Genomic DNA, 21,269 nt, shown 5'->3' with positions numbered 1-21,269 from the left:
AGTGGTCTCAGATGCCGCGCGGGTGAAGGACGCGCTCGGCGAGTCCGGCCAGCCAGTCGACGGTCAGGGCCAGGGCGATCGTGAGGGCGCTGCCGACGATGAGCACCGGCATCCTGTTGAGGGAGATGCCGGAGGAGATGACGGAGCCGAGGCCTCCGGCGTTGGTGAATGCGGCGAGGGTGGCCACGCCGACGTTCAGGATCAACGCCACGCGGATGCCTGCCAGCATCACCGGGACCGCCAGGGGCAGTTCGACGGTGTAGAGCACTTCTCTGGGGCTCAACCCCATTCCACGTCCTGCGTCGATCAGCGCGGGGTCGACCTGACGGATCCCGACCATGGTGTTGCGCAGCACGGGAAGGAGGGCGTACAGCACAAGCGCCACCACGGCCATCCAGAAGCCGACGCCGAAGACCATGGCCAGCACCACCAGCACTCCGATGGACGGCACTGCCTGGCTGGCGTTGGCCGCGGCGAGCACGATGGCGCCTGCCCTTCTGGTGCCGGGCCTGGTCAGGAGCACCCCCAGGGGGACACCGATGGCGATGGTCAGGAGCGTCGATGTGATGACGAGCTGGACATGCTGCCAGAGTGCGGTCAGGACGACCTCGGGGGCCAGGGTGCGGGTCTCGATGGAGTCCAGCGTGAGGGAGCTGACATAGGCCCAGACGCCTCCTAGCAGGACGAGGACGACCAGCGGGAGCACCCATATCGTGGAGCGACGTGTGCCAGGTACAGAGGCTTCCTCGATTGCTACGGTGCTCACGAGAGCACCTTCGTTGGCTGCGCGGCGGCGGTAAGAAGGGCCTGGAGGTCGAGGTAGCGGCTGCCGCCCCCGGGAACGCAGACTTCGATACCCTCTGCCCTTGCCGTCAGCACGAGCTCGAGTGCCCTGTGGACGGTTTCACCGGCGTCGACCGGAATGGCGTTCAGTGTGCCGGGCGCGTCGGACGCGGAGGAGGCGATGACGTCCGAGACCTTCAGGAGGGACAGCCGCCGAACCGGGGCGCCGGATCCCACGAAGTCGCGGACGAAGTCGTCGGCGGGGTTGCTGAGGATCGCCAAGGGGGTGTCGAACTGGGCCAGGCGGGAGCCGGGGTCGAAGATGGCGATGCGGTCGCCCAGGCGGAGCGCTTCGTCGATGTCGTGAGTGACCATCACGATCGTCTTGTGGATGCGTCCCTGGAGCCGCAGGAACTCCATCTGGAGCTTTTTCCGCGCTATGGGGTCCACGGCGCCGAACGGCTCGTCCATCAGCATCACCGGCGGGTCTGCCGCGAGGGCACGGGCAACGCCTACCCGCTGCTGCTGTCCGCCGGAGAGCTGCCTCGGGTATCTACCGGCGTAGGTGGCCGGATCGAGCCCGACCATCTCCAGCAGCTCCTCCGCCCGCTGGCGGCGTTCGGACTTCTTCACGCCGAGCATTTTGGGCACGAGGGCGATGTTGTCCGCGATGGTCAGGTGGGGCAGCAGGCCGATCTGCTGGATGACGTAGCCGATGCCGCGCCGCAGGCGGTCCACGTCGGCGTGGGTAACGTCCTTGCCGTCGATGAAGATCCGTCCCTGGGTCGGCTCGACGAGGCGGTTGATCATCCGCAGGGTGGTGGTCTTCCCGCATCCGGATGGGCCGACCAGGACGACAAACTCTCCTCGCTTGATCTCCATCGAAAGCTCGGAGACGGCCGCCTTTTCCTGGCCTGGGTATCGTTTGGAGACGCCGTCCAGGAAGATCATGGCGTCCGGGCTCGGGGTGGGCCTTTCAGACATTCAGTCCTCGCAGAGCGGTGATCTTGGCAATTACGATGAACAGCAGGTCGAGGACCAGAGCAACGAGCATCACTCCGATCACTCCCGAGAGGACTTCCTCCAGCGCGTTCGCTCCCCCGATGCGCTCGAGCCCTCGGAAGATCAGCTCTCCCAGACCCGGGCCGCGTACGACGGCTCCGATGGCTGCTGTTGCGACCAGCATGATCGTTGCCGTTCGGATCCCGTTGAGGATGACCGGCCAGGCCAGAGGCAGGACAACGGTGCGCATCCTCCGTCCCGCGCTCATGCCGAGGCCGCGCGCCGCCTCAACGATGGCCGGGTCGACTCCTTCGATGCCGGTGACCGTGTTGCGCAGGATCGGGAAGACTCCGTAGACGGCAAGGGCCGCAATCGTCGGGGCGACGCCAAGTCCCAGGAGGGGGATCATGAGGGCAAACAGGGCGAAGGAGGGGATGGTCAGCAGGGTTCCAGTCAGTGACAGCAGTCCGTGGCGCAGGCGTGGGCTGGACTGGGTGAGGAGAGCAAGCCCGATCCCCACGACCGCGGAGATCGCGACGCTGATCAAGACGAGTTCGATGTGCTGCTGGGTCAGGAACAGCAGGCGGCCGGCATTGTCGGCCATGTAGGCGACGAGGCTCATGGGGTGCCCAGCCCGCCGCGGGCACGGCTCTGAACCGCGTTGAGAACCGGCTGCCGTGGGCCGGTGGCGCCGGGCTCGGGCAGAGGTGTAGCAAAATGCTGCATGGTTGTTGTCCTGACCTCTAATAGATGAGTATCGGTAGGCCTCGGCGGGCCGTCAGGGATCTCTCGGATCATCAGGCGGAGGAGCGCACGTCGGAGCAGAGGTAGGTCTGCAGGGCCCGCACTGTCGAGAGCAGGTGCCCGGCAAATGCCTGGATGTGCGGCTCGATCCTGAACGCGGGACCGGAGATGTTCACCGCGGCCTTGATGCGGCCGGAGAAGTCCCGCACCGGTGCCCCGATGCCCAGGAGTTCCGGGTCGAAGATCCGGTTCGCGACCGTGTATCCCCGCTTGCGGGCCTCCTGCACCTGGGCAAGGAGCTCGCGGGCTTCGCGGGCCGAGACCCCGTCTTCGCCGCGCCGGACCATCTCGAGGATGTGCTCGTCCTCGTGGTCCATCAGCAGGGCCATGCCGCTGGAGCTCCTGTTCACCGGCACCGTACGGCCCACCCAGTTCACGGCCTCGATCGATCGCCGGGAGCTCTCCGAGTGAACGGTGAGCACCTCACCGTCGCTGAGAACGGTCAGGTAGGTGCGCTCCCGGACGGTTTCGGTCAGCCTGAGCATCAGAGGGGCTGCGAGTTTGGTCAGCCGCTGGTCTCCCGCCCGCACCGCCAGTGCGAAGAGCCGCCAGCTCAGCTCGTAGCGCCCCGAAGGGTCCCTGGAAACCAGGCCTGTCTCGAGCAGGCTCTTGAGCTGGCGGGACACGACGGACTTGTCGCGCCCCAGGATCCTGGCGACATCTGCCACGCCCAGCCCGTCCGGGAACACGGCCGGATCGGCCGACGTGAGTGCGTCCAGTATCGCCATCACCCGCGAAGCGCCGGTCTGCGCCGTGGGAGCCTGCTTCTGCTCGAGAGCCATACCGAAATCCTAGGCAGGGGGTGTGATACACGCAACACTCGGTTGCATTTTCTGCATCGCTTGCCCGCGGGCAACCTCCTGCTGCGGGGCGGAGCCAGTCAGGCTCCGCCCTGCGCCGGCGGCTCCGGTCACGGTCAGGCCGAGATGCTCCGGGCGGGAGCGGCGGAGACACTGAAGGCGTCGTCGAAGAACTCCTTCAGGCGGTCGCACAGCAGCAGGAACTCCGGGTGGTCGCTGTACATGAAGTCGTTGTGCCGCCCGTGGACCGTGTAGAGGGTCTTGGGCGAAGCGGCGGACGTGTACAGGGACAGGGCCTCGTCCAGGGGGTGCAGCGAGTTCCGCTCGCCGTGCGCGATGAACAGTGGTGTGGGCGAGAGGTTCGCCACCACGTTCTCGACTTTCAGGTCCAAGATGGACTCGGTGAACTGCAGCCGGGTCGGGTGCCCGAAGCCGTAGACCTGCGCCAGCTCCTTCCGGACGTAGTCATCGGTCGCAGGGTCGAGCGGATAGTGGGCGAAGGTGTCAGCGAGCTTGGACTCGCCATGGAGCACCCGGCGCACTCGGTCCTCCTCCACTTCGTCGACGATCTTCAGGAACTCGTCGTAGGTGTGGATGGACTTGAGCCATCGCTCCCCGTCGTAGAACCCGTTCAGGGACGCCACGCCCGCGACATCCCCGCCCTTTTCGGCGGCGAGGATGACGTTCGCAGCGCCCATGCCCCAGCCGACGAGGCCGACGCGGCAGGTGTCGATGTCTTCCTGCGAGCGGATGAACGTCACGGCGTTGCGCACGTCCTGGGCCTGCTCCTCGATCAGGACCCGCCCCTTCTCCCCTCCGCTGTCCGCCATGCCCCGGTAGTCGAAGCCCAGGCAGACGAACCCGCGCTCGGTCATCCGCCCAGCGAACATCTTCGGGTAGAAGTCGTTGAACCCCTGATAGCCGGAGTTGATGACAAGCGCCGGGTGTTGCCCGCCTTCGGGCAGATCGTCCGGGTAGTAGATGGTGGCCTTGAGACGGCTGCCCTCGCTGTAGAAAGCCGTTTCCTTCTGGATCACGATGATTCCTTAGTGCTAGTCCGACCGAGCTGGCCGAGTCCCCCGCTTGCTCTCAGGCCGGCGCCTTCACCGCTTCTGCTTCCCAGGGAGGCCAGCGCAGATCGCCGAGAGTGTGCTGCAGGTCTCAACGGGCCTACTATCCAGCGCAAGATGTAGTGAGCGCAATCAGGCGATGCATATTTTGCAACCTCGACCGAGGCGGGGCTCTCAAAGACGCCGTTGCGTTATCGGATCGGCGGACGTGTTGAACCGGGGTCGGGTCCGCGGTCAGCGGACCGCGACCACGATCACCTCCGGCGGGAACCGGAAGCCGGCGGACGCGACGTCGGAGGCAGCTACGAGTCAGGCCGGGTCGACGACTTCACTGCTCAAGTCTGCCTCGATCTTGGCGACGCCCAACGCAACGGAGCCTCGCCGAACGCCTCCTCGTTGGCCGCGGACGGCCCTGTCGTGCCGATGACCTTGCGCACGTATTGGTGGCGGCGGCCTCGATCTCATCGCCGGTCGCAGGCGGTTCAAAGTTGTGCGGCTGGCTCGGGAGTCCTCCGGCACCGTGCTGGATAGCGAGCTGCTGGTCCAGGTCCTCGGTGACCAGCAGGACCGCACCGCCTACCTGCAGGGGCTGCACGCGGTCATGCCGTCGGGTGGTCGCTACTTCGTCCTGTGCTTCCGGGAGTCGCAGGCCAACTCCTGACTGCGGCACCTCGTGCGGAGGACGTCACCGCCTGCTTCACAGAGTGCCGGCGCATCGACTCGATCGAAGCGGCCATCCTCGACAGCCTCACGGACGAGGGCGGCATCCCGGCCTGGCCCATCGCCCTCATTCGGACCTGATTCTCGACCACCCCGGCGCCTCACCCGCGATCAGTCGGGGGCCAGCTCTCCACCGACAGACGACCAAGAAGGAACACCGTGCCGATCCTGCAAGCTCAGATCCAGACCGACTGAGCCAGCCGCTACCTGGTCCAGTTCTGCAAGCACGCCGCCGCCATGAGCCGCGGCGGCCACACCCCCGAATGCATCTGCACGCAACGATGGCCCGCCGCGAGGTGCAGGTAACGCCGAGTGGTCGGACACCAACGAGACCGTCACCTTCACTCCATGGGGCCAGGCCACGCTCACCGCCGACGGCAACACTCTGACTGTACGAATCGGCGCTTCCGACGAGGACAGCATGGCCCGGATCCGGGACGTCATCACCCGCGACTTCGAGCGGTTCAGCCTCCGCGACCCACTAACGTTGGCCTGGCAGCGGTCCGAAGCTCCCGGTGCCGCCCCCTTTCGACTCACCAGCGAAATGACAAAGAAGCCCCGAGGCTTCCCACGATCCAAGCTGCAGGCGATCCTCCTCGCGTTGGCCGTGGTCCTGGTTATCGGTCTGCATGTCGGGCTGGCGGGCGCGGTCGTGGCGGAATCGCGGTGGACGGGCGTCGCCGTCAACGTGGTCGTGGCACTCGTCGTACTCAAGATCGCGCTGGTCGCCTTGACCCGCTTCGGTATCCGCCGCCGCCGGGCGACCAAGACCCCGGACCACACCTGACGTTCACCGCGGCCACACCGCGCACCAATGCTGTCGTTGGCAGCGAAGTGACGGCGGCTGTTTCGGCCCGCAGCCGGCGTTGGTCGGCGATGACTTCTGCGCTGGGCAGGGATCGGGCACGCAGCCAAGGCTTTGCCCCGTCCGGTTGCATTTGTCGCTCCCGTGGGGCTCGTCGGCCCGGACGGGTGATACAGGCGGCGGCGCCTCCGACGGGACGGCGGGCTGCATACCGTACGAGAATGGCGAAGATGCGATCTTCGCGGTCGGCGGAGGGGACTGTCCGCGTACCAAGGAAATGGCGGCGATGGACGGCGGTCGGGACCGCCGCGTTGCTCGCGCTGATCGGGATGTCCGGGCCGGCCTCGGTGGACGGCGTCGGTTTGAGGCCGGTGCATGGGGCGGCCGGCGCTGCTGTGTGGCTGGCCCTTCCCGGCGGGGTCTTCTCGGTCGACACCGTCGACCGTACCGTCCGCTACCGGGCCTGCGAACCACATCGCTGCCGGCCGGTGCCGCCGTTCCTAGGACGCGGCGTTGCGCTTCGCTGGGGTCAAGCTGGCGTCATCTGACACCCCGCCATGCAGCACGGTTCGCCAACTACCGGTAGCGGTGACGGCTCGGCGCGGCGGTACTGGGTCGGTGGAGGGCCGGTTACGGCTGACGCCACCGTAGGGCACGTCTACAGTGCGGCCGTGGCTCCTCAATTCGACCACTGGACGGATCACGTCGGCGCAGTGGTCACGTCCGCCTTCGGCCCGGCGAAGGTGAACGGGCAACTCGTAAGCCTGTTCGATCTCAACCGCCGTGATTTCGGCATTCGAGGAGCAAGGCGTCACGGCGGAAACCGTCGCGCGGTACGTCGCGGGATTGCATGGTGTGGCTGGCGCCGAAAAACTCATGGTCGCGCCCGGCTGGCGTGCTCGGCGGGCGTGGAGGCGCCTGGGGCGTTCCACAACACCGCGGAAATCGTGGCGACGGGTCCTGTTTGCGGCCAGCGCCGTCGTCGCGCTCGCGGTGATCTTCGTCGGCTGGAGCATGTTCTGAGCCAGGAGTAGGGGGATCCATCCTGCGGCGGATCTCCTCGTCGGGCAGCCGTAGACCTTCCGGCCTCCCCTGGCGAGGACAGGCGCAGCGCCCTACCGGACGAGTCTCAATGGCGGTTGTCAAGCGTCGGCGTGGCACCCTGGCCCGGCCTGGGGGTTGGAAGAAGATCGCGGCGGCCTGCTGGGAGGCCGGTACCCCTGTTCAGAGCGTCTGCTGGCGTCTGGGGATGCCGGCCCGGATCGGGTGGCTTGGCTGTACCGCTGGCTGTATAGCCATCGGAGTCCGCACCGTGCGCTTCGGCGCTGGTCGCAGCACCTCAGCGGTACAGCTCGCCGGGGTGTGAGTCCAGCTGGCCGTTGTTCCGCTTCACCATGAGGTGATATTGCGGCCTTCGGTGTTCAGCTTGTCGGTGGTCCTCGATCCAGATGGTCTCGCCGGGTTGGACCAGGACAGGGCGCTCGGGCACGAAGTTCCGCCAATGAGTGATCAGCGTCAAGCGGTCCGCCTGCTCAGGCACCCCCCTGTATGGCCTGCTCATGCTGGGACCGATGTATCGGCTCTTCTTGCTCATGTGTCCCCCAGTCGGTCGCCCGTCCGTCACGGTGCCACATGGGTTAGGAAGTGTGGATACGGCCAGACGTCGCGCGGCAGTGACGTGGGTTGACCTGCGCCAGTCTGCCGGTGGGCACGTCCGGGAGCTGACCGCCGTCGACCGTCAGCTCCCATGCCAACGGGCACGGTGACCGAAGAATTATGAGATCGAATTGCCAGCGCCGACGACCTGGGCGCATGGGGGTCTAGCAGCGGAAACGCCCCTCGACGTCTCACACCACTCCCCCGCCGTCCGCCGACCTCTTGCGGACTGGATGCGGACCGCTCGCCAGGCAGATCCGGACGCCCGCGGCTACCTATCGGCTCGAAGGCAGCGGCTCACCAGACACGATGCCGTAGGCAAAAACGATCAAGAACATGACGCCGACCGCAGCGAAGATCACGCCAATCACCCGTTCCAGCAGGACGAAGCGCGCCAGACGCTTGTCGTACTGGACCTGGGATTGAGTCCTTCGCCTGCATCACCAGCAGGCCACCCTGCAGTGCCGTGAAGATCATCATGGCCAGCCGCTCGGGGTCGGCGTCCGGGCGGATCAGGCCTTTGGCGCGCATCCGGCGTACGCCCGCGGCCCAATGGTCGTACCAGCGGTCGGCGCGCGCGCCGACCGTGGCCGCGAGCTGCGGGTCCGCCGGGGTGAGCTCGTTGACCAGGGCGGTGATCGAACAGTACTTGTGGGTGAGGTTGCGGTAGTGCGTGACCACCGCGTCCCGCCAGCCCTGCCACGAGTCCCAGCTGTCCAGCTGGTCGAGCCACGGGCGCTGGGCCTCGAGCACGCGGCTGCTCTGGAAATCGGCGATCGCGGCGACCAGGTCGCGCTTGCCATCTGGGAAGTAGTGGAACAGCTGGCTCTTGCTGGTGGCGGTGCCGGCCCGGATCTCGTCGAGGGTCATGCCGCCGACGCCGCGTTCCAGGATGAGCTCGGTGGCGGCGCGCACGATGCGGTCGCGCGTGGCGGCGCCCTTGGCCGTAAGCCCCGTTACGGCTAGGTCCCTGCCGGCATGAGGGCGGCCCTGCGGCTGGCGCGCAGGCTCTCGATGCCCGCGTCGAGCGCGGCCTCCAGGTGGGCGAGGCTTCCGGTGGCCAGCAGCACCGCCACGGCCGCCCTGGATGCCCGCGAGCAGTGCGGGCGGCCGCCCGCTCGGCGTCCAGCCCGGGATCGATCTCGCCAATCTCCTGCATCGCGGTCCGAGGTGATCCCGGTCCCCCGCGACGAGCGCGGTCCCCGGCCGGACGCCCTGGCCGACGCGGTACGCCGTAAGCCGGTGCTGTTCATCTACCAACCGCACGCCCACTCCCCGGCCGGGCACAGCGTCGACCCGGCACGCAGCGCGGAACTCGCCGCCGCACTACACGGCTCGGAACCCTGGTGATCGAGGACGACGGCCTGGCCGACCTCGCCCCCGGGCCGGTGCAGACGCTCGGCACGATCCTTCCCGATCGGGTGGTCTTCCTGCGCTCGTACTCGAAGTCACACGGCCCCGACCTGCGCCTCGCCGTCCTCGGTGGCGCGGCAGCGCTGATCGAGCGGGCGCGCGTCTATCGGACGTTCGGCAGCGGCTGGACCAGCCGCATCCTGCAGAACTGCCTCGCCCACCTGCTCACCGACTCGCACACCCGCGCGCTTGTCGCCGAGGCCGGCGAGACGTACCGAGCCCGGCGGCGAACGCTCGCCGAGGCGCTGGCCGCCCGCGGCGTACACACGGGCGGCACAGAAGGATTGAGCCTGTGGATGCCCGTCGAGGATGAACGCTCCGCACTGGTCACCCTCGCCGCGCACGGCGTGGCCGTCGTTCCGGGAGGCCGCTATTTCTCCGGCCCGCACGAGCCTTTCCTCCGCGTCGCGACCAACCGGCTCCACGAGCACGTCGACGAGGTGGCCGACCTGCTCGCCTTCGCCGCATTCGAGGAGCATGACCGCGGACAGCCGATCATCACCCGGGGGTGACCAGCTTCGCCGATCAACGACAGCCCCGCGGCTCGCGGGATGTGGGCGGATACCGGGACTCGCGGGGCCCACGGTCATGCCGGAAATTGACGAGGGTGCGTGTCAGTGTGATCTGCACCCAGAACAGCGACCGCCACGCTGAGACCGCCAACCGCGGTTGCGATGGTGACCGCCGCCAGCCAGGGACCGGATGGGAGGGCCGAGCCCGGCTCGGCCGGGGCATCGGAGTGCCGAAGGCGCCGTCGCAAAGCCGCCGCGGCGACGATGACGACCGTCATCGCGGTGCCGACGGCCGCCAGGAAGGCCCATCCGCCGAGGTGCGGCACGAGGAGACGGCCGGCCACGGCCGCCGCGACGACAAAGGAGGCTGCCGTACGTCGCCACGCCAGCACCGTCCGTTCCACTTGCAATCCGCGATCACCTGACGAGAGAGAACCTGGGGAGGTGCCTGAGGACGGCGAGGAGCCGACGCCGGTCACAGGATGAGGCCCAGGAGGACCAGGACGCCGACGAGCATGAGACCTGCACCGACCGGCACGGCCATCAGCGGCGGCGGGAGGCCTCTTCCCAGCCTCAGGGCGAGCTCGGTGCGGACCCAGCCAAACCATGCCTGGGCTGGGGCGGCGGCGCCCAGCAGGATCAGCACGATCGCTGACGCCCGGCGGAATCCCGGCACGATCGGCAGGTTCACCGCCTCCAACGCCACGCCTGCGGCGAAGAGCGCCAGAGAGGTACGGATCCACGCCAGAAATGTCCGCTCATTGGCGAGGCTGAACCGTGGATCCGGGTCGCTGCCCAGACTGAAGACCCGGCGAGGCCACCGCGTCGACGCGCCCGAGGACGTCGGCCCGCCCAAGCAGGTGGAGCCGGCAGGAGAAAGAGCGCCACGTGACGCGCCTGCGCCGGTCGGGTCGGCCTGTCGACGCGGACAGGACATACGCCTCTTCACCACGCCGCCAGCCCTTTGACGATCGCTATGACGCTTCCCGCGAGGGCGAGCGCCATCATCCACCGCCGCGTGGCCGACTCCGGCAACCACCGCTCCAGACAGTGCCCGCCACCGATCCCTGCCAGCATCGCCGCCCCGCAGGCCAGCAGCAGTGTCCTCGACAGGACCGGGGTGCCCTTCGCGGCCAGGGACAGCACGTTCGTCACGAGGCCGACGAGCTGCACGGTCGGGACAAAACTTCGGTGTTCCCAGTCGGTGCTCACGCGTAGACGGCGAGCGGCGGCCCGCCCGTCCCCGCCGTGATGTTGAAGAAGCCTGACGCGAACCCGGACGCCATCGCCCCACCCCGATGCCTGAGGAACGGCATGCTCTGGCCCACCGCCACCCAGGCCACAGATCCTGCCGTGATCAAGCCGATGCCGACGAGCAGGACCGGGCCCGGCAGCTCCCGGACCACCCAGACCCCCAATGGCAGGGCCAGGATCACCCCGGCGATCATCTGGACGGCCAGGCGGCGGCGCAGTGCCCGGGCGGTCGCGCACAGCACGATCAGGTTGATCACCGCTGAGAGCAGGTTGGCCAGGGTCACGCCCGAGAAGGGGCCGAGGATCACGACCAGGAACGGGGCGGCGACCAGGGCGAAGCCCAGCCCGGTTGCTCTTTGCATCGTGGCACCCAGCGCGACCGCGACGACCGCGAGCACGTCGCCGACTGGCGCCACCTCAGCGCGACACGGCGTCGTCGACCACGTCGGCGAGGCGTCGCAGCCGGTCGACCGAGATCGTGCGCAGGTCGTCGGCCATGGTCGGACTGCCGACCACCGAGGCCCAGACCGCGCGGCCGGCGAGGAAACCCGAGGCCCCGGCCCGGCAGGCGAGTCGCACGGCTTCGGGAAAAACCTCCGCGGGTACGCCGGAGGACAGCACCACCCATGGGCTGCTGATGGCTGACGACAGCGAGGCGCACCCGGCGGTGATCTCGTCCGGGGTGCCCTTGCCGTGAGTTGGTACCTCCGACTTGTAGAGGTCGGCACCGAGGGCGCCCAGCTCGCGGGCAGCCGCATGGATTCCCGCTTCGTGGTCGTACGCGCCGCCCTCGCGGGGGCCACGGGACACCGGCTCGATGATGCTGATCAGCCCGGCCTCGCGGCAGCGGGCGACGAAGTCGGTCACCATGGCGATCCGGGGTTCCGGCGACTCATCCGGTCGGTAGAGCACGAGCAGCTTGAGGGCCTTCGCGCCCTCCTTTCGTACGGTCGCGGGGTCGACCTCGGGGTCGATCACCACGTCTGCGACGAACTCGGTGGCGCTCGGGGTGAACGCGTCGGCCGCCACGATCAGGGCGCAGGACGGGTCGACGGCGTTGTCCGCGATCACCGCGTCCCAGCCGAACTGCTTGTCGATGAGGATCGCGGACGCGTAGGGGCTCAGCGCGCGTGCCGCGTCCACCTTGAACGCGGTCAGCTGCGCGTCGGTCACCGGCTCCGGCTGGTGTGCGGCGAACATGGCCCGCAGCGCCTCGCGCTGATCGACGGCGAGCATGGCGTAGCCGCCCGAGGGGCGGGCGAGGATCGAGGGGTCGACGGTCACTGTTCCTCCAGCGCGAGAGCGGCCGGCGCGTCGCCGAGGTCGGCGACGTCGAGGCGCTGAGATCAAAGGATGTTTGAAAAGTAACATCCGTTGGTAGCCGAAGAACAGAGGCTAGACTGCGGACGTGTCAGTGGAAGCCATGCGCTACGACGGCGCCCCGCAGCGGCGGACGCACATCATGGCCGCGCTGCGCCGGGCCGGGTTCCTCTCGGTCGCCGACATCAGCGCCCAGCTCGGCGTCTCGCAGATGACGATCCGCCGTGACCTGCGGCGACTCGCCGAGAGTGGCGAGGTTCTGCTGGTTCATGGCGGCGTCAGTCTTCCGCAGGGCGGCGTCGGGGGCCCGGGGTACGCGTCCCGCGCGCTCAGTCACGCCGGCGCCAAACTGGCGATCGGCGCTGCGGCGGCTCGCCTGGTCCAGCCGGGCGACACGATCGGCATCGACAGTGGCACGACCGCGGCCGAGGTGGCCCGAGCGCTGCCCGAGGACTTCGACGGCTGCGTGATCACCCACTCCGTCCCTGTGCTTGCCCACATGCTGTCCCGGCCCAGGTCAAGGGTCATCGGAATCGGCGGCGAGCTGCTGCATGACAATCAGGCGATGGTGGGTTTCGCCGCGCTGGATCTCGTCAAGCGCATGCGGGTGCGCCTGCTGTTCCTCGGCGCGAGCGCGGTCGACGAGCGGGGTGCGTACGTGCGCTCGCAGGTTGAGCTGAGCGCCAAGCACGCCCTCATGGACATCGCCGACGAGGTCGTGCTGCTCGCCGACGCGAGCAAGCTGGCGGCCACCGCTCCGGTCCAGGTGTGCGGCTTCGACCGCATCGACACCCTGGTCGTGGACGCTTCGCTGCCCGACCCGGTAGCCGCGGCCGTACGCCGCACCGGCACCCGCGTCCTGACCGCCTAGCCGGGCAGACCGCCCGAACGCGGTGTAGACCGTCCACAGCGGTGGCCGAATCCGTCCGAGGTGCCACGAGAAGCGGGAGACAGCGGAACGCAAGCTCCCCCTGCGAGGCATAAGTACCTTTCGCCGGTAACGAACTCGCCGCCTTTTCTTGTTTCGCACTCTTGACGTCCCGGTCACATGCGTTCAACACTGCATGCAGAAAGCGTCTACTGCGAGAGAAGGCACATGGACCTCAAGGCCGCACCCTCAGCCGCGGAGACCCGCGTGGTCACGCTGCCGGATGCCGCGGTGGCGGAGGTGCGGTGCCGGGTCTTCCGGGCGCGCCCCACCGAGCCGATCGCCATGTCCTTCGCGCCGCTCACCCACCGCGTGATGGTCTTGATCGAGGTCGAGCTGGCCGACGGTTCGGTCGGCGTCGGCGAGAGCTGGGCGAACTACCCGTCCTGGGCGTGGCGCGAGCGGATCGCCACGATTCAAGACGGCATCGCCCCGCTCTTGAAGGGGCGCAGCTTTCCCGACCCGGCCACCGCCCAGCGCGCCCTGCTCGCGCGGCTTGCGCCACTCGGCCGACAGTGGGGTGCACCCGGCCCGGTCCACCAGGCGATCAGCGGCGTCGACATGGCCCTGTGGGACCTCGCCGCCCGCCACGCCGGCACCAGTCTGGCCCGGCTGCTCAGCCCGAGCCCACGCACCGAGCTGCCGGTGTACGGCTCCAGCCTCGGACCCACCGGGGTCGCCGAGGTCGCCGATCGCTGCGTCGCGCTCGGGCTCACCGCCGTCAAGGTCAAGGTCGGGTTCGGCGCGGACACCGACCTCGCCAACGTCGGGACTGCCCGGCGGATCCTTGGCGACGAGGCGCAGATCTTCGCCGACGCCAACCAGGCCTGGCGGCTGACCGAGGCGCTCGAGATCGTCCCCGCTCTGGCCGATCTCGGCGTCGCGTGGGTCGAGGAGCCACTCGCCGGCGATCGCCCCTCCGAGCTGGCCGAGCTGACCCGTCACACCGGGATGCCGCTGGCCACCGGGGAGAATCTCTACGGGGCCGCGGCCTTCACGCCGTACCTGGAGGCGGTCGAGATCCTGCAGCCCGACCTCGGCAAGGCCGGCGGCGTCACCGAGTACCTGGCCGTGCTCGCGGCCGCGGAAGCGGCCGGGCGGACGGTCAACCCGCATCTCTACAACGGCGCGGTCGCCACCGCCGCCACCGTCCAGGCCGGCGCGATCTCGTCCGCGACGCGGCTCATCGAGTGGGACATCCGCTCCAACCCGCTGCGGCAGGCCGCCGACGGCCTGCTCACCGCCCACGGCACGGTCCGCGTGCCGGACGGGCCCGGATTCGGCATCGATCTCGACCAGGACCAGCTCGACGCGTACGAGGAGCAGCTAGCGTGACCGATTCCATCGTCAACGACATCCTCTCGGCCGCCACCGCCGTGCGCGTGGCAGGCCGGGCGGCGGGCGGACCGCGGCTCGCGGTGCTCGACCCGGCCACCGGCGAGCCGTTCACCGAGGTAAGCACGGGTAACGGCGCCGACGCCGACGCCGCGCTCGCTCTCGCGCAGCAGGCCCTGCCGGTCTGGGCGGGCACGCCGCAGGCTGCGCGGTCGGCGGCGCTGCGGGCCATCGCCGCAGACGTCGAGGCGCTCGCCAAGGAGCCCGAGTGGCCGACGTTGATCACCCGGGAGAGCGGCAAGCGGCTCGCCGAGTCGGTGGCCGAGCTGGGGCTGACGGTCGCCTACTTCCGGATCATGGCCGACCTGCTGGATCGGCAGGAGGCCGAGCAGTTGTCCGTCGTACCCGGGATCAATCACCGGGTGACGACGCGGCCCGCCGGTATCGCCGCGGTCCTGACTCCCTGGAACTTCCCGGTCTCCATCCCCGCTCGCAAGATCGCTCCGGCGCTGGCGGCGGGCTGCCCGGTGCTGTTCAAGCCCTCCGAGCTGACGCCGCTGTCGTCGCTGGTGCTGGCCGCGGTCGTCGAACGGCACGTGCCCGCGGGGGTCCTGTCGACCGTGCTCGGCACACCCGCCGACGTCGTCGACCCGTGGCTCTCCGCCAAGAGTGTCGGCGTCGTGTCGTTCACCGGGTCGACCCGGGTGGGGCGGCTGGTCGCCACGGCCACGGCGCCGCGCTTCCTGCGTACGGTGATGGAGCTCGGTGGTTGCGCACCTTTCCTCGTGCTGTCTGATGCGGATCCGCAGGCAGCCGCACAGACGCTGCTGGTGGCGAAGTACCGCAACAACGGCCAGTCCTGTATCGCCGCGAACCAGGTCCTCGTGGCCCGCGAGGTGGCGGCCGAGTTCACCGAGGCGTTCATCGCGGCGACCGAGAAGATGGTCGTCGGCGATCCCACGGATCCGGCCACCGACCTCGGCCCCCTCGCGCCGGCCTCGGACCCGGCCCGGATGGCCTCGCTCGTCGAGGAAGCGGTGAGCAAGGGCGCGAGGAAGGTCACGAGTGGAGCCGTCCCCGAGAAGGGCCATTTCGCCCCGGCGACCGTGCTGCTGGACGCGCCCGTCGACAGCCGGGTGATGACCGAAGAGATCTTCGGACCGATCGCGCCGATCCACGTGTACGACGACCTCGACGACGCGCTGGCCCTGCACCATGCCACCGGGTACGGCCTGGCCGGCTACGTCTGCGGCGCAGACCTCCACCGCGCCCACGCCGTCGCCGACCGTCTCTCCGCCGGGATCGTCGGCATCAACACCGGCACGCCGAACACGCCGTGGATCCCGTTCGGCGGCGTGCAGGACTCGGGGCTCGGATACGAGGGCGGCCGCCCCGGCCTGGAGGCGTTCCAGACCTTCCTGTCCGTCGGCTCGAAGGCGCAGGGGTAGTGATGCGTTTCCTCATCGGACAGACCGGCGCACCGACCAGCGTCGTCAACGCCAGTCTCCGCGGCTTCCTCGAGGCGGCGGCGGATCACGAGGTGCTGGCGCTGCGGGGCGGCCCGGACGGCCTGATCGAGGGTCGGCTCACCCCGGTCACCGCCGCCGACGTGCCGGCCGCCGCGACCCTGCACGGCGGATCCTGGCTCGGCGCCGGGCGGCGGGCGGTTACCGCGGCGGATCTCGACATCGCACTCGACGTCCTGGCCGCCAACGGTGTCGAAGGCCTCGCGCTGATCGGCGGCAACGGGACGATGGCGCTGCTGCACGCTCTCGCCAACCGGGCCGCCGCGACCGGGCGCGAGCTGAGCGTCGTCGGTATCCCGAAGACCGTGGACAACGACCTGGTCGGTATCGACCACTCTCCGGGGTACGGCTCCGCCGCGCGGTACCTCACGAAGATCGTCCCGGACCTGGCCCGTGACCACGCAGCGATGTCCGGCATCGAACCGATCCGCATCGTGGAGACCCTCGGCCGCTCGGTGGGCTGGCTGGCCCTCGCCGCGACCTGGCACCGTGACGATCCGGTGTACGCCCCGCACCTGGTCCTGATCCCGGAACTCACCTTCGACCGGGCGGCGTTCCTCACTGCCGTGCAGGACGCACTGCGCGCGCACGGGCGGGCGTTCGTGGTCGTCAGCGAAGGCGCGGCGAGCGAGATGACCGACGAGCCGTTCGAGGCTGTCAACCACACCCGGATCATCCTCGGCGGCGTCTCCAGGGCGCTCGCCGGGCTCGTGAGCACCGAGCTGGGTGTCGCCGCCCGTGGCGAGGTGCTCGGCATGGCCCAGCGCAGCAGCGGCGCTCTCGCCAGCGACGTCGACCGGGCGGAGGCGGCGGAGGCCGGGCGGCACGCGGCGAAGCTGCTGGCCGACCACTCCACCGCACTGATGGTCGGCCTGCACCGCAGCGCCGGCGAAACCGTGTACGACCCGGTGCCGCTCGCGGAGGTGGCCGGCCGGACCCGGCCCGTACCCCCGCAGTGGCGCAGCACCAATCCCGCCGACCTCGGCGACTTCCACGACTGGCTCACCCCACTCCTCGGTCAGAACTGAAAGGCATAAAGATGCGGCACAAGATCTTGAGCGCCGGGCTCGCCCTGGCCCTCGTCGGCGGGCTCGCCGCCGGCTGCGGCGGTGGTGACTCAGGCGGCAGCGCCAACGAGATCTCCCTCGTCATGTCCAACCACCCGTGGCAGAAGGCCATCGAGCCGCTGATCCCCGAATTCGAGAAGGCCTCGGGCGTCACGGTGAAGGTGCAGACCTTCGCCGAGCAGCAGGCCCGCGACAAGATCTCGCTGAACCTGCAGTCACGCAGCTCCTCCATGGATGTCTTCATGACGCTGCCGTCGCGCGAAGGCCTGCAGTTCAGCAAGGCCGGCTACTACGCTCCGCTCGACGACTACATGAGCAAGTCCGCCGCTTACGACGCCGCCGACTTCCCAACCGCGGTCAAGACCGGCATGACGATCCAGGACAAGATGATCGCCGCGCCCGTGAACGTCGAGGGTGTTGTCCTCTACTACCGGACGGACCTGTTCGAGCAGTACGGCATCACGCCGCCGAAGACCCTCGACGAACTGCCCACAGTCGCCGCCGCGATCAAGCAGAAGTCCGGTGGCAAGGTCACCCCGATCGCGCTGCGCGGCCAGTCCGCCGCTCTGCCGTTCACCTTCGGCCCGTTCCTGCACTCCCAGGGCCTGGAGTGGACCAAGCCGGACGGCACCCCGAACTTCGACGCACCCGGCGCCGCTGACGTGATCAACCGGTACGCGACCCTCGCCAAGGATTACGGCCCGCCCGGCGTCGTCAACAACACCTTCACCCAGTCCTCGGCGCTCTTCGCGGCCGGCAACGCAGCGATGGAGCTGGAGTCCAGCAACGAGATCAGCAGCATCAACGACCCGAAGACCTCGAAGGTGGTCGGCAAGATCGGCGTGCTGGACTTCCCGGCCGGCACCGCGGGCTCGAAGTCGACCGTCCTGAGCTGGGGCATCGCGATGTCCTCGTACTCCAAGCACAAGGACGCGGCCTGGAAATTCATCGAGTGGGCGACCGGCAAGGCCACCCAGCTCAAGCTGACCACGAGCGGCATCGCGCCGCCGCGAACCTCGGTCGCGCAGGACAAGACGTACACCGACACGCTGAACACCGACACGCTGCAGCAGTGGAGCAAGGCGCTCGCCAACGTGCAGACCAACGGCTCCACCGAGGTCGGCCCGGTCGGCGTCTCCGCCCCCGAGATGCGCAAGGTCGTCGGGGACGCGATCGGCAAGGTGATTCTCGGCCAGTCCGACGCCACGGCCGCGGCCAGGGAGATCCAGGACGGCCTGACCCCGCTGCTGGCCAAGAACGCCGGCTGAGTCCCATGAGCGACCTGATGACGAAGCCGCCCGCCGCCTCCGGTTCCTCCAGCGGGGAGCCGGGGGCGGGGGCTCCGCCCCCGCGTCGCCGCCGGGTCGACCCGACGGCCCGGGGTGTCTGGCCGTTCGCGCTGCCGGCCGTGCTGGTCACGGCCGTGCTCGTGCTGGTGCCGATCGCGTACACGATCTGGCTCTCCGTCAGTGACCGGCAGTCCGACGGGACCAACTCGGGGTTCCTCGGGTTCGCCAACTACGCCGAGATGTTCGGCAACCCGCAGTTCTGGAACTCGCTGAAGGTCACGCTGTTCCTCTTCGTGGTCTGCCTGCTGGTGGAGACCGTCCTCGGGCTGGCGCTGGGCTACGTGATGAGCCTCGACGTGCCGGGCCGGCGGATCTTCCAGGGCATGATGCTGATCCCGGCGATCACGGCATCGGTCGCGGTCGGCCTGGTCTGGCTGCTGATCATGGACCCGTCGCTCGGCGCGGCCAACCAGATCCTCGCCAAGGTCGGTATCGACCCGGTGGTGTGGCTGGGCGACCCGGACATCGCGCCCTGGTCCATCGCCCTGGTCGACATCTGGCAGTGGACGCCGTTCATGGCGCTGATCATCTCAGCCGGGATCCGGTCGCTGCCCGAAGAGCCGTTCGAGGCCGCCGCGCTGGACGGAGCGAGCGGCTGGCGTACGGCCTGGAACATCGGCCTCCCGCTACTGCGCCCGGTGCTCACCGTGGCGATGCTGCTGCGCACGGTCGACCTCGTCCGCTTCTTCGACACGATCTACATCATGACCCAGGGGGGCCCGGTGAACTCCACGAACACGCTCAATGTGTACGGATACCACGCCGGCTTCGTCGACAACGAGCCGAGCTACGCGGCCACCCTGCAGATCGCCCTGCTCGTCCTGGTCATCGTGATCGCGGGCGTGTTCACCTGGTTCCGGCAGCGGGCCGCGCGATGACCAAGCGGCTCAGCGGCGTGTACGCCGCATACCTCGTCTTCGCGGTCATCTTCTTCGGCCCGGTGCTCTTCATGCTCTGGTCGTCGCTGCGCAACAACGTCGACATCACCGGCTCGCTGTTCAACCTCGCGTCGCCGCTGACGTTGGACAACTTCACCAACCTGTTCGAGCGCTTCGAGTTCGGCCGCTACATCGCCAACAGCTTCATCGTGGCCGGCGGGTCGACGATCCTCGGGCTCGTCCTGGGCGCGCCGGCCGCGTACGTGATCGTGCGCCGCAAGCTGGCCACGCTGGGCTTCGTCACGCTGCTGGCCCGCATGGCGCCGGGCGTGCTGTTCGTGCTGCCGCTGTTCGTGCTCTCGATCCGCATCGGTGGCCCGGACAGCGTGGCGCTCAACTACACGCTGTTGATCGTCGCGCACCTGATCATCACGCTGCCGCTGTGCATCTGGCTGCTGGTGCCGTTCTTCGAGGAGATCCCGATCAGCATCGAGGAGTCGACGCTGATCGACGGCGCGAACGCCTGGCAGCGTTTCCGCCGGATCGCGCTGCCGCTTGCCCTGCCCGGGCTGTCCGTGGCGCTGACGCTGAGCTTCGTCTTCAGCTGGAACTACTTCCTCTTCGCGCTGGCCCTGGCGAACGAGCGGACGCTGCCGCTGACCGTCATCGCGTTCAACTTCATCGGCCAGGGATCCAACGACTTCGGCGGCCTGATGGCCGCCAGCACGCTCATCTCCGCGCCCGCCCTGCTGCTGACGATCTTCGCGCAGCGCTGGCTGGTCCGCGGCATCACCGGAGGAGCCGTCAAGTGACATCCATGCGGGCCCGGTTCAAGGGCAACGGCGAGATCACGTTCGAGAAGGTCGCCCTCGGCGACATCGCCGACGGCGACGTGCGACTGCGGGTCGACGTCTGCGCGCTCTGCGGGTCGGACAAGCGGCTGCTGCACAGCGGCTCGGCCGTCGTTCCCGGCCACGAGATCGGAGGCACGGTCGTCGGCGGCGCGCTGCCCGAGGGCACGCGCGGCATCGTCTACATCCCCGTCTTCTGCGGTACGTGCGTGCGCTGCGCCGCCGGCCGCACCAACCAGTGCCTCAACCTGTCGCAGCTGATCGGCTGGCAGCGTGACGGCGGTTTCGCCGAGCACGTGGACGTCCCCGCGCGTTGCGTCCTGCCCGTGCCGGACGACATCCCGCTGTCGGTCGCGGTCCTCGGGCTCGACACGGTCGGCACTGCCGCGCACGCCCTGCGGCTGGCGCTGCGGACTCAGGACTCGGTGGGCCGCGCGCTGGTCGTCGGCGCCGGGCCGCTCGGCCTCGGTGTCGTCGCGGTCGCCCAGGCCATGGGGCTCGCCGTGGACGCCTTCGACCCCAATCCCACCCGGCTCGAGGCCGCGACGACACTCGGTGCCACGGCCGCCGGTGACCTGTCCGCAGAGAACCAGTACGACATGGTCGTCGAGGTCAGCGGCGCGAACGCGGCCCGGGAGACGGCACAGCGGGTGATCCGGCCCGGTGGCACCGTCGTCGCGCTCGGCGAGTCGAACGAGCCGTACACGATGCCCGCGACGCCGCGCTGGCGGCGGACCGACTGCTACACCGTCCGGTCCTTCTACTTCCCGGTCGACGAGGTCGAGGCGAACTGGGAGCTGCTGCGCGTCATGGGCGCATCGCTGCGCGACCTCATCGTCAAACCACTCACCCTGCCCGAACTGCCCGAAGCGTTCGCCCGCTTCGTGGCCGGCGACTACGTCAAGCCCTGCATCGTGTCGGCGGACGCCCATCTCATGTCGGAGGCAACCCGATGAGCCTGTTGATCCTCGCCGTCGACCAGCGTCCCTGGCTCACCCAGGCCCTGTACGGCCACACCGCCACCGCACTGCCCGCGGAGCGCGCGGCGATCACCGACGGCAAGCACATGGTCCTCGAAGGACTGCTCGCCGCCCTCGAAGCCGAGCCCCGCCTGGCCGCGCACGCCGGAATCCTGGTCGACGAGCAGCTCGGGGCGGGCGTACCCGAGCGGCCCGGGCCCATCACGTCACGCTGAG

General features: G+C 69.1%; 24 protein-coding genes and 2 pseudogenes. 14 read left to right on the top strand and 12 right to left on the bottom strand.

Going from position 1 to position 21,269, the window contains the following annotated elements:
• Nucleotides 1-7: 7 nt before the first annotated feature.
• The 6 genes and pseudogenes from JNW87_RS02765 to JNW87_RS02740 all read right to left on the bottom strand — a co-directional run.
• On the bottom strand, nt 8-706 hold the full coding sequence (locus JNW87_RS02765; protein ID WP_238452905.1) for an ABC transporter permease: 699 nt from the start codon (nt 704-706) through the stop codon (nt 8-10).
• 56 nt (nt 707-762) lie between these two features.
• Entirely contained in the window at nt 763-1,734 is a 972-nt protein-coding gene (locus JNW87_RS02760) for an ABC transporter ATP-binding protein (RefSeq protein ID WP_201749575.1), read from the bottom strand.
• A 25-nt stretch (nt 1,735-1,759) separates the two neighbouring features.
• Nucleotides 1,760-2,407, bottom strand: a complete 648-nt coding sequence (locus JNW87_RS02755; protein ID WP_109801425.1) for an ABC transporter permease — start codon at nt 2,405-2,407, stop codon at nt 1,760-1,762.
• Between the two features lie 175 nt (nt 2,408-2,582).
• Nucleotides 2,583-3,371 (bottom strand): IclR family transcriptional regulator, encoded by a 789-nt coding sequence (locus JNW87_RS02750; protein WP_109801426.1) that lies wholly within the window; start codon nt 3,369-3,371, stop codon nt 2,583-2,585.
• Nucleotides 3,372-3,505: 134 nt separating this feature from the next.
• The gene (locus tag JNW87_RS02745; RefSeq protein ID WP_238452904.1) at nt 3,506-4,426 is read right to left on the bottom strand and encodes a CocE/NonD family hydrolase; all 921 of its coding nucleotides are present in this window, start codon (nt 4,424-4,426) and stop codon (nt 3,506-3,508) included.
• A gap of 407 nt (nt 4,427-4,833) precedes the next feature.
• Nucleotides 4,834-4,988: pseudogene (locus JNW87_RS02740) on the bottom strand (DUF2277 domain-containing protein); the annotation flags it as partial.
• On the opposite strand from JNW87_RS02740, the gene JNW87_RS02735 reads away from it, so the two are divergent.
• The 3 genes and pseudogenes from JNW87_RS02735 to JNW87_RS02725 all read left to right on the top strand — a co-directional run bounded on the left by JNW87_RS02735 (nt 4,980) and on the right by JNW87_RS02725 (nt 7,007).
• Nucleotides 4,980-5,120 carry a hypothetical protein gene (locus tag JNW87_RS02735; RefSeq protein ID WP_161557802.1) on the top strand — a complete coding sequence of 47 codons (141 nt, stop codon included), beginning with the start codon at nt 4,980-4,982 and terminating at the stop codon, nt 5,118-5,120. The pseudogene JNW87_RS02740 and the gene JNW87_RS02735 overlap by 9 nt on opposite strands.
• A 378-nt stretch (nt 5,121-5,498) precedes the next feature.
• Nucleotides 5,499-5,966 (top strand): annotated as a pseudogene (locus JNW87_RS02730) (DUF2218 domain-containing protein); the annotation flags it as partial.
• Between the two features lie 801 nt (nt 5,967-6,767).
• A complete protein-coding gene (locus JNW87_RS02725; protein ID WP_146231031.1) occupies nt 6,768-7,007 on the top strand; it encodes a hypothetical protein in 240 nt (79 codons plus the stop codon).
• Nucleotides 7,008-7,937: 930 nt separating this feature from the next.
• On the opposite strand, the gene JNW87_RS02720 is transcribed toward JNW87_RS02725, so the two are convergent.
• Nucleotides 7,938-8,555 carry a TetR/AcrR family transcriptional regulator gene (locus JNW87_RS02720; protein WP_238452903.1) on the bottom strand — a complete coding sequence of 206 codons (618 nt, stop codon included), beginning with the start codon at nt 8,553-8,555 and terminating at the stop codon, nt 7,938-7,940.
• Nucleotides 8,556-8,810: 255 nt separating this feature from the next.
• Between JNW87_RS02720 and JNW87_RS02715 the strand changes: the two genes are divergently transcribed.
• Both JNW87_RS02715 and JNW87_RS02710 read left to right on the top strand, forming a co-directional pair.
• Nucleotides 8,811-8,990, top strand: a complete 180-nt coding sequence (locus tag JNW87_RS02715; protein ID WP_109801430.1) for a hypothetical protein — start codon at nt 8,811-8,813, stop codon at nt 8,988-8,990.
• Nucleotides 8,991-9,028: 38 nt separating this feature from the next.
• Nucleotides 9,029-9,565: an aminotransferase class I/II-fold pyridoxal phosphate-dependent enzyme gene (locus JNW87_RS02710; RefSeq protein WP_238452902.1), complete on the top strand. Its 537-nt coding sequence runs from the start codon at nt 9,029-9,031 to the stop codon at nt 9,563-9,565.
• Between the two features lie 74 nt (nt 9,566-9,639).
• On the opposite strand, the gene JNW87_RS02705 is transcribed toward JNW87_RS02710, so the two are convergent.
• The 5 genes from JNW87_RS02705 to JNW87_RS02685 are packed head-to-tail and all read right to left on the bottom strand — an operon-like array spanning nt 9,640 to nt 12,103.
• Nucleotides 9,640-10,044 (bottom strand): DUF202 domain-containing protein, encoded by a 405-nt coding sequence (locus tag JNW87_RS02705; protein ID WP_109801432.1) that lies wholly within the window; start codon nt 10,042-10,044, stop codon nt 9,640-9,642.
• A complete protein-coding gene (locus tag JNW87_RS02700; RefSeq protein WP_109801459.1) occupies nt 10,041-10,502 on the bottom strand; it encodes a YidH family protein in 462 nt (153 codons plus the stop codon). The genes JNW87_RS02705 and JNW87_RS02700 overlap by 4 nt, the downstream gene beginning before the upstream one ends.
• 8 nt (nt 10,503-10,510) lie before the next feature.
• Nucleotides 10,511-10,777 carry a hypothetical protein gene (locus JNW87_RS02695; RefSeq protein WP_238452901.1) on the bottom strand — a complete coding sequence of 89 codons (267 nt, stop codon included), beginning with the start codon at nt 10,775-10,777 and terminating at the stop codon, nt 10,511-10,513.
• The gene (locus JNW87_RS02690; protein WP_238452900.1) at nt 10,774-11,235 is read right to left on the bottom strand and encodes a TSUP family transporter; all 462 of its coding nucleotides are present in this window, start codon (nt 11,233-11,235) and stop codon (nt 10,774-10,776) included. Before JNW87_RS02690 ends, JNW87_RS02695 begins: the two co-directional genes overlap by 4 nt.
• A gap of 1 nt (nt 11,236) precedes the next feature.
• Nucleotides 11,237-12,103 (bottom strand): hypothetical protein, encoded by an 867-nt coding sequence (locus tag JNW87_RS02685; RefSeq protein ID WP_304598675.1) that lies wholly within the window; start codon nt 12,101-12,103, stop codon nt 11,237-11,239.
• Between the two features lie 139 nt (nt 12,104-12,242).
• Between JNW87_RS02685 and JNW87_RS02680 the strand changes: the two genes are divergently transcribed.
• From JNW87_RS02680 to JNW87_RS02640, 9 genes are all read left to right on the top strand, one after another.
• Complete coding sequence (locus tag JNW87_RS02680) at nt 12,243-13,010, top strand: DeoR/GlpR family DNA-binding transcription regulator (RefSeq protein ID WP_109801435.1); 768 nt, start codon at nt 12,243-12,245, stop codon at nt 13,008-13,010.
• A 264-nt stretch (nt 13,011-13,274) separates the two neighbouring features.
• Entirely contained in the window at nt 13,275-14,402 is a 1,128-nt protein-coding gene (locus JNW87_RS02675) for a mandelate racemase/muconate lactonizing enzyme family protein (protein ID WP_161557805.1), read from the top strand.
• A complete protein-coding gene (locus tag JNW87_RS02670; protein ID WP_161557806.1) occupies nt 14,399-15,850 on the top strand; it encodes an aldehyde dehydrogenase family protein in 1,452 nt (483 codons plus the stop codon). The genes JNW87_RS02675 and JNW87_RS02670 overlap by 4 nt, the downstream gene beginning before the upstream one ends.
• Nucleotides 15,851-15,852: 2 nt before the next feature.
• On the top strand, nt 15,853-16,956 hold the full coding sequence (locus JNW87_RS02665) for a 6-phosphofructokinase (protein ID WP_238452899.1): 1,104 nt from the start codon (nt 15,853-15,855) through the stop codon (nt 16,954-16,956).
• A gap of 11 nt (nt 16,957-16,967) precedes the next feature.
• Complete coding sequence (locus JNW87_RS02660; RefSeq protein WP_238452898.1) at nt 16,968-18,263, top strand: ABC transporter substrate-binding protein; 1,296 nt, start codon at nt 16,968-16,970, stop codon at nt 18,261-18,263.
• A gap of 5 nt (nt 18,264-18,268) precedes the next feature.
• On the top strand, nt 18,269-19,222 hold the full coding sequence (locus JNW87_RS02655) for a carbohydrate ABC transporter permease (RefSeq protein WP_109801440.1): 954 nt from the start codon (nt 18,269-18,271) through the stop codon (nt 19,220-19,222).
• Nucleotides 19,219-20,034, top strand: a complete 816-nt coding sequence (locus tag JNW87_RS02650) for a carbohydrate ABC transporter permease (protein WP_238452897.1) — start codon at nt 19,219-19,221, stop codon at nt 20,032-20,034. Before JNW87_RS02655 ends, JNW87_RS02650 begins: the two co-directional genes overlap by 4 nt.
• Before the next feature lie 5 nt (nt 20,035-20,039).
• A complete protein-coding gene (locus tag JNW87_RS02645) occupies nt 20,040-21,029 on the top strand; it encodes an alcohol dehydrogenase catalytic domain-containing protein (RefSeq protein ID WP_238452909.1) in 990 nt (329 codons plus the stop codon).
• Complete coding sequence (locus JNW87_RS02640) at nt 21,026-21,268, top strand: hypothetical protein (RefSeq protein WP_238452896.1); 243 nt, start codon at nt 21,026-21,028, stop codon at nt 21,266-21,268. Before JNW87_RS02645 ends, JNW87_RS02640 begins: the two co-directional genes overlap by 4 nt.
• Nucleotide 21,269 lies beyond the last annotated feature (1 nt).

This window comes from Micromonospora sp. ATA51 (assembly GCF_016802855.1).
GTDB lineage: Bacteria > Actinomycetota > Actinomycetes > Mycobacteriales > Micromonosporaceae > Micromonospora > Micromonospora sicca.
This window is presented reverse-complemented; position numbering and strand designations above follow the sequence as displayed.

What these genes read in the sequence shown, in the direction of transcription:
- JNW87_RS02665 (WP_238452899.1), top strand. Translation starts at nt 15,853, where the DNA reads ATGCGTTTCCTCATCGGACAGACCGGCGCACCGACCAGCGTCGTCAAC.
- JNW87_RS02750 (WP_109801426.1), bottom strand. Translation starts at nt 3,371, where the DNA reads ATGGCTCTCGAGCAGAAGCAGGCTCCCACGGCGCAGACCGGCGCTTCG.
- JNW87_RS02760 (WP_201749575.1), bottom strand. Translation starts at nt 1,734, where the DNA reads ATGATCTTCCTGGACGGCGTCTCCAAACGATACCCAGGCCAGGAAAAG.
- JNW87_RS02650 (WP_238452897.1), top strand. Translation starts at nt 19,219, where the DNA reads ATGACCAAGCGGCTCAGCGGCGTGTACGCCGCATACCTCGTCTTCGCG.
- JNW87_RS02660 (WP_238452898.1), top strand. Translation starts at nt 16,968, where the DNA reads ATGCGGCACAAGATCTTGAGCGCCGGGCTCGCCCTGGCCCTCGTCGGC.
- JNW87_RS02640 (WP_238452896.1), top strand. Translation starts at nt 21,026, where the DNA reads ATGAGCCTGTTGATCCTCGCCGTCGACCAGCGTCCCTGGCTCACCCAG.
- JNW87_RS02755 (WP_109801425.1), bottom strand. Translation starts at nt 2,407, where the DNA reads ATGAGCCTCGTCGCCTACATGGCCGACAATGCCGGCCGCCTGCTGTTC.
- JNW87_RS02680 (WP_109801435.1), top strand. Translation starts at nt 12,243, where the DNA reads ATGCGCTACGACGGCGCCCCGCAGCGGCGGACGCACATCATGGCCGCG.
- JNW87_RS02645 (WP_238452909.1), top strand. Translation starts at nt 20,040, where the DNA reads ATGCGGGCCCGGTTCAAGGGCAACGGCGAGATCACGTTCGAGAAGGTC.
- JNW87_RS02700 (WP_109801459.1), bottom strand. Translation starts at nt 10,502, where the DNA reads ATGTCCTGTCCGCGTCGACAGGCCGACCCGACCGGCGCAGGCGCGTCA.
- JNW87_RS02655 (WP_109801440.1), top strand. Translation starts at nt 18,269, where the DNA reads ATGAGCGACCTGATGACGAAGCCGCCCGCCGCCTCCGGTTCCTCCAGC.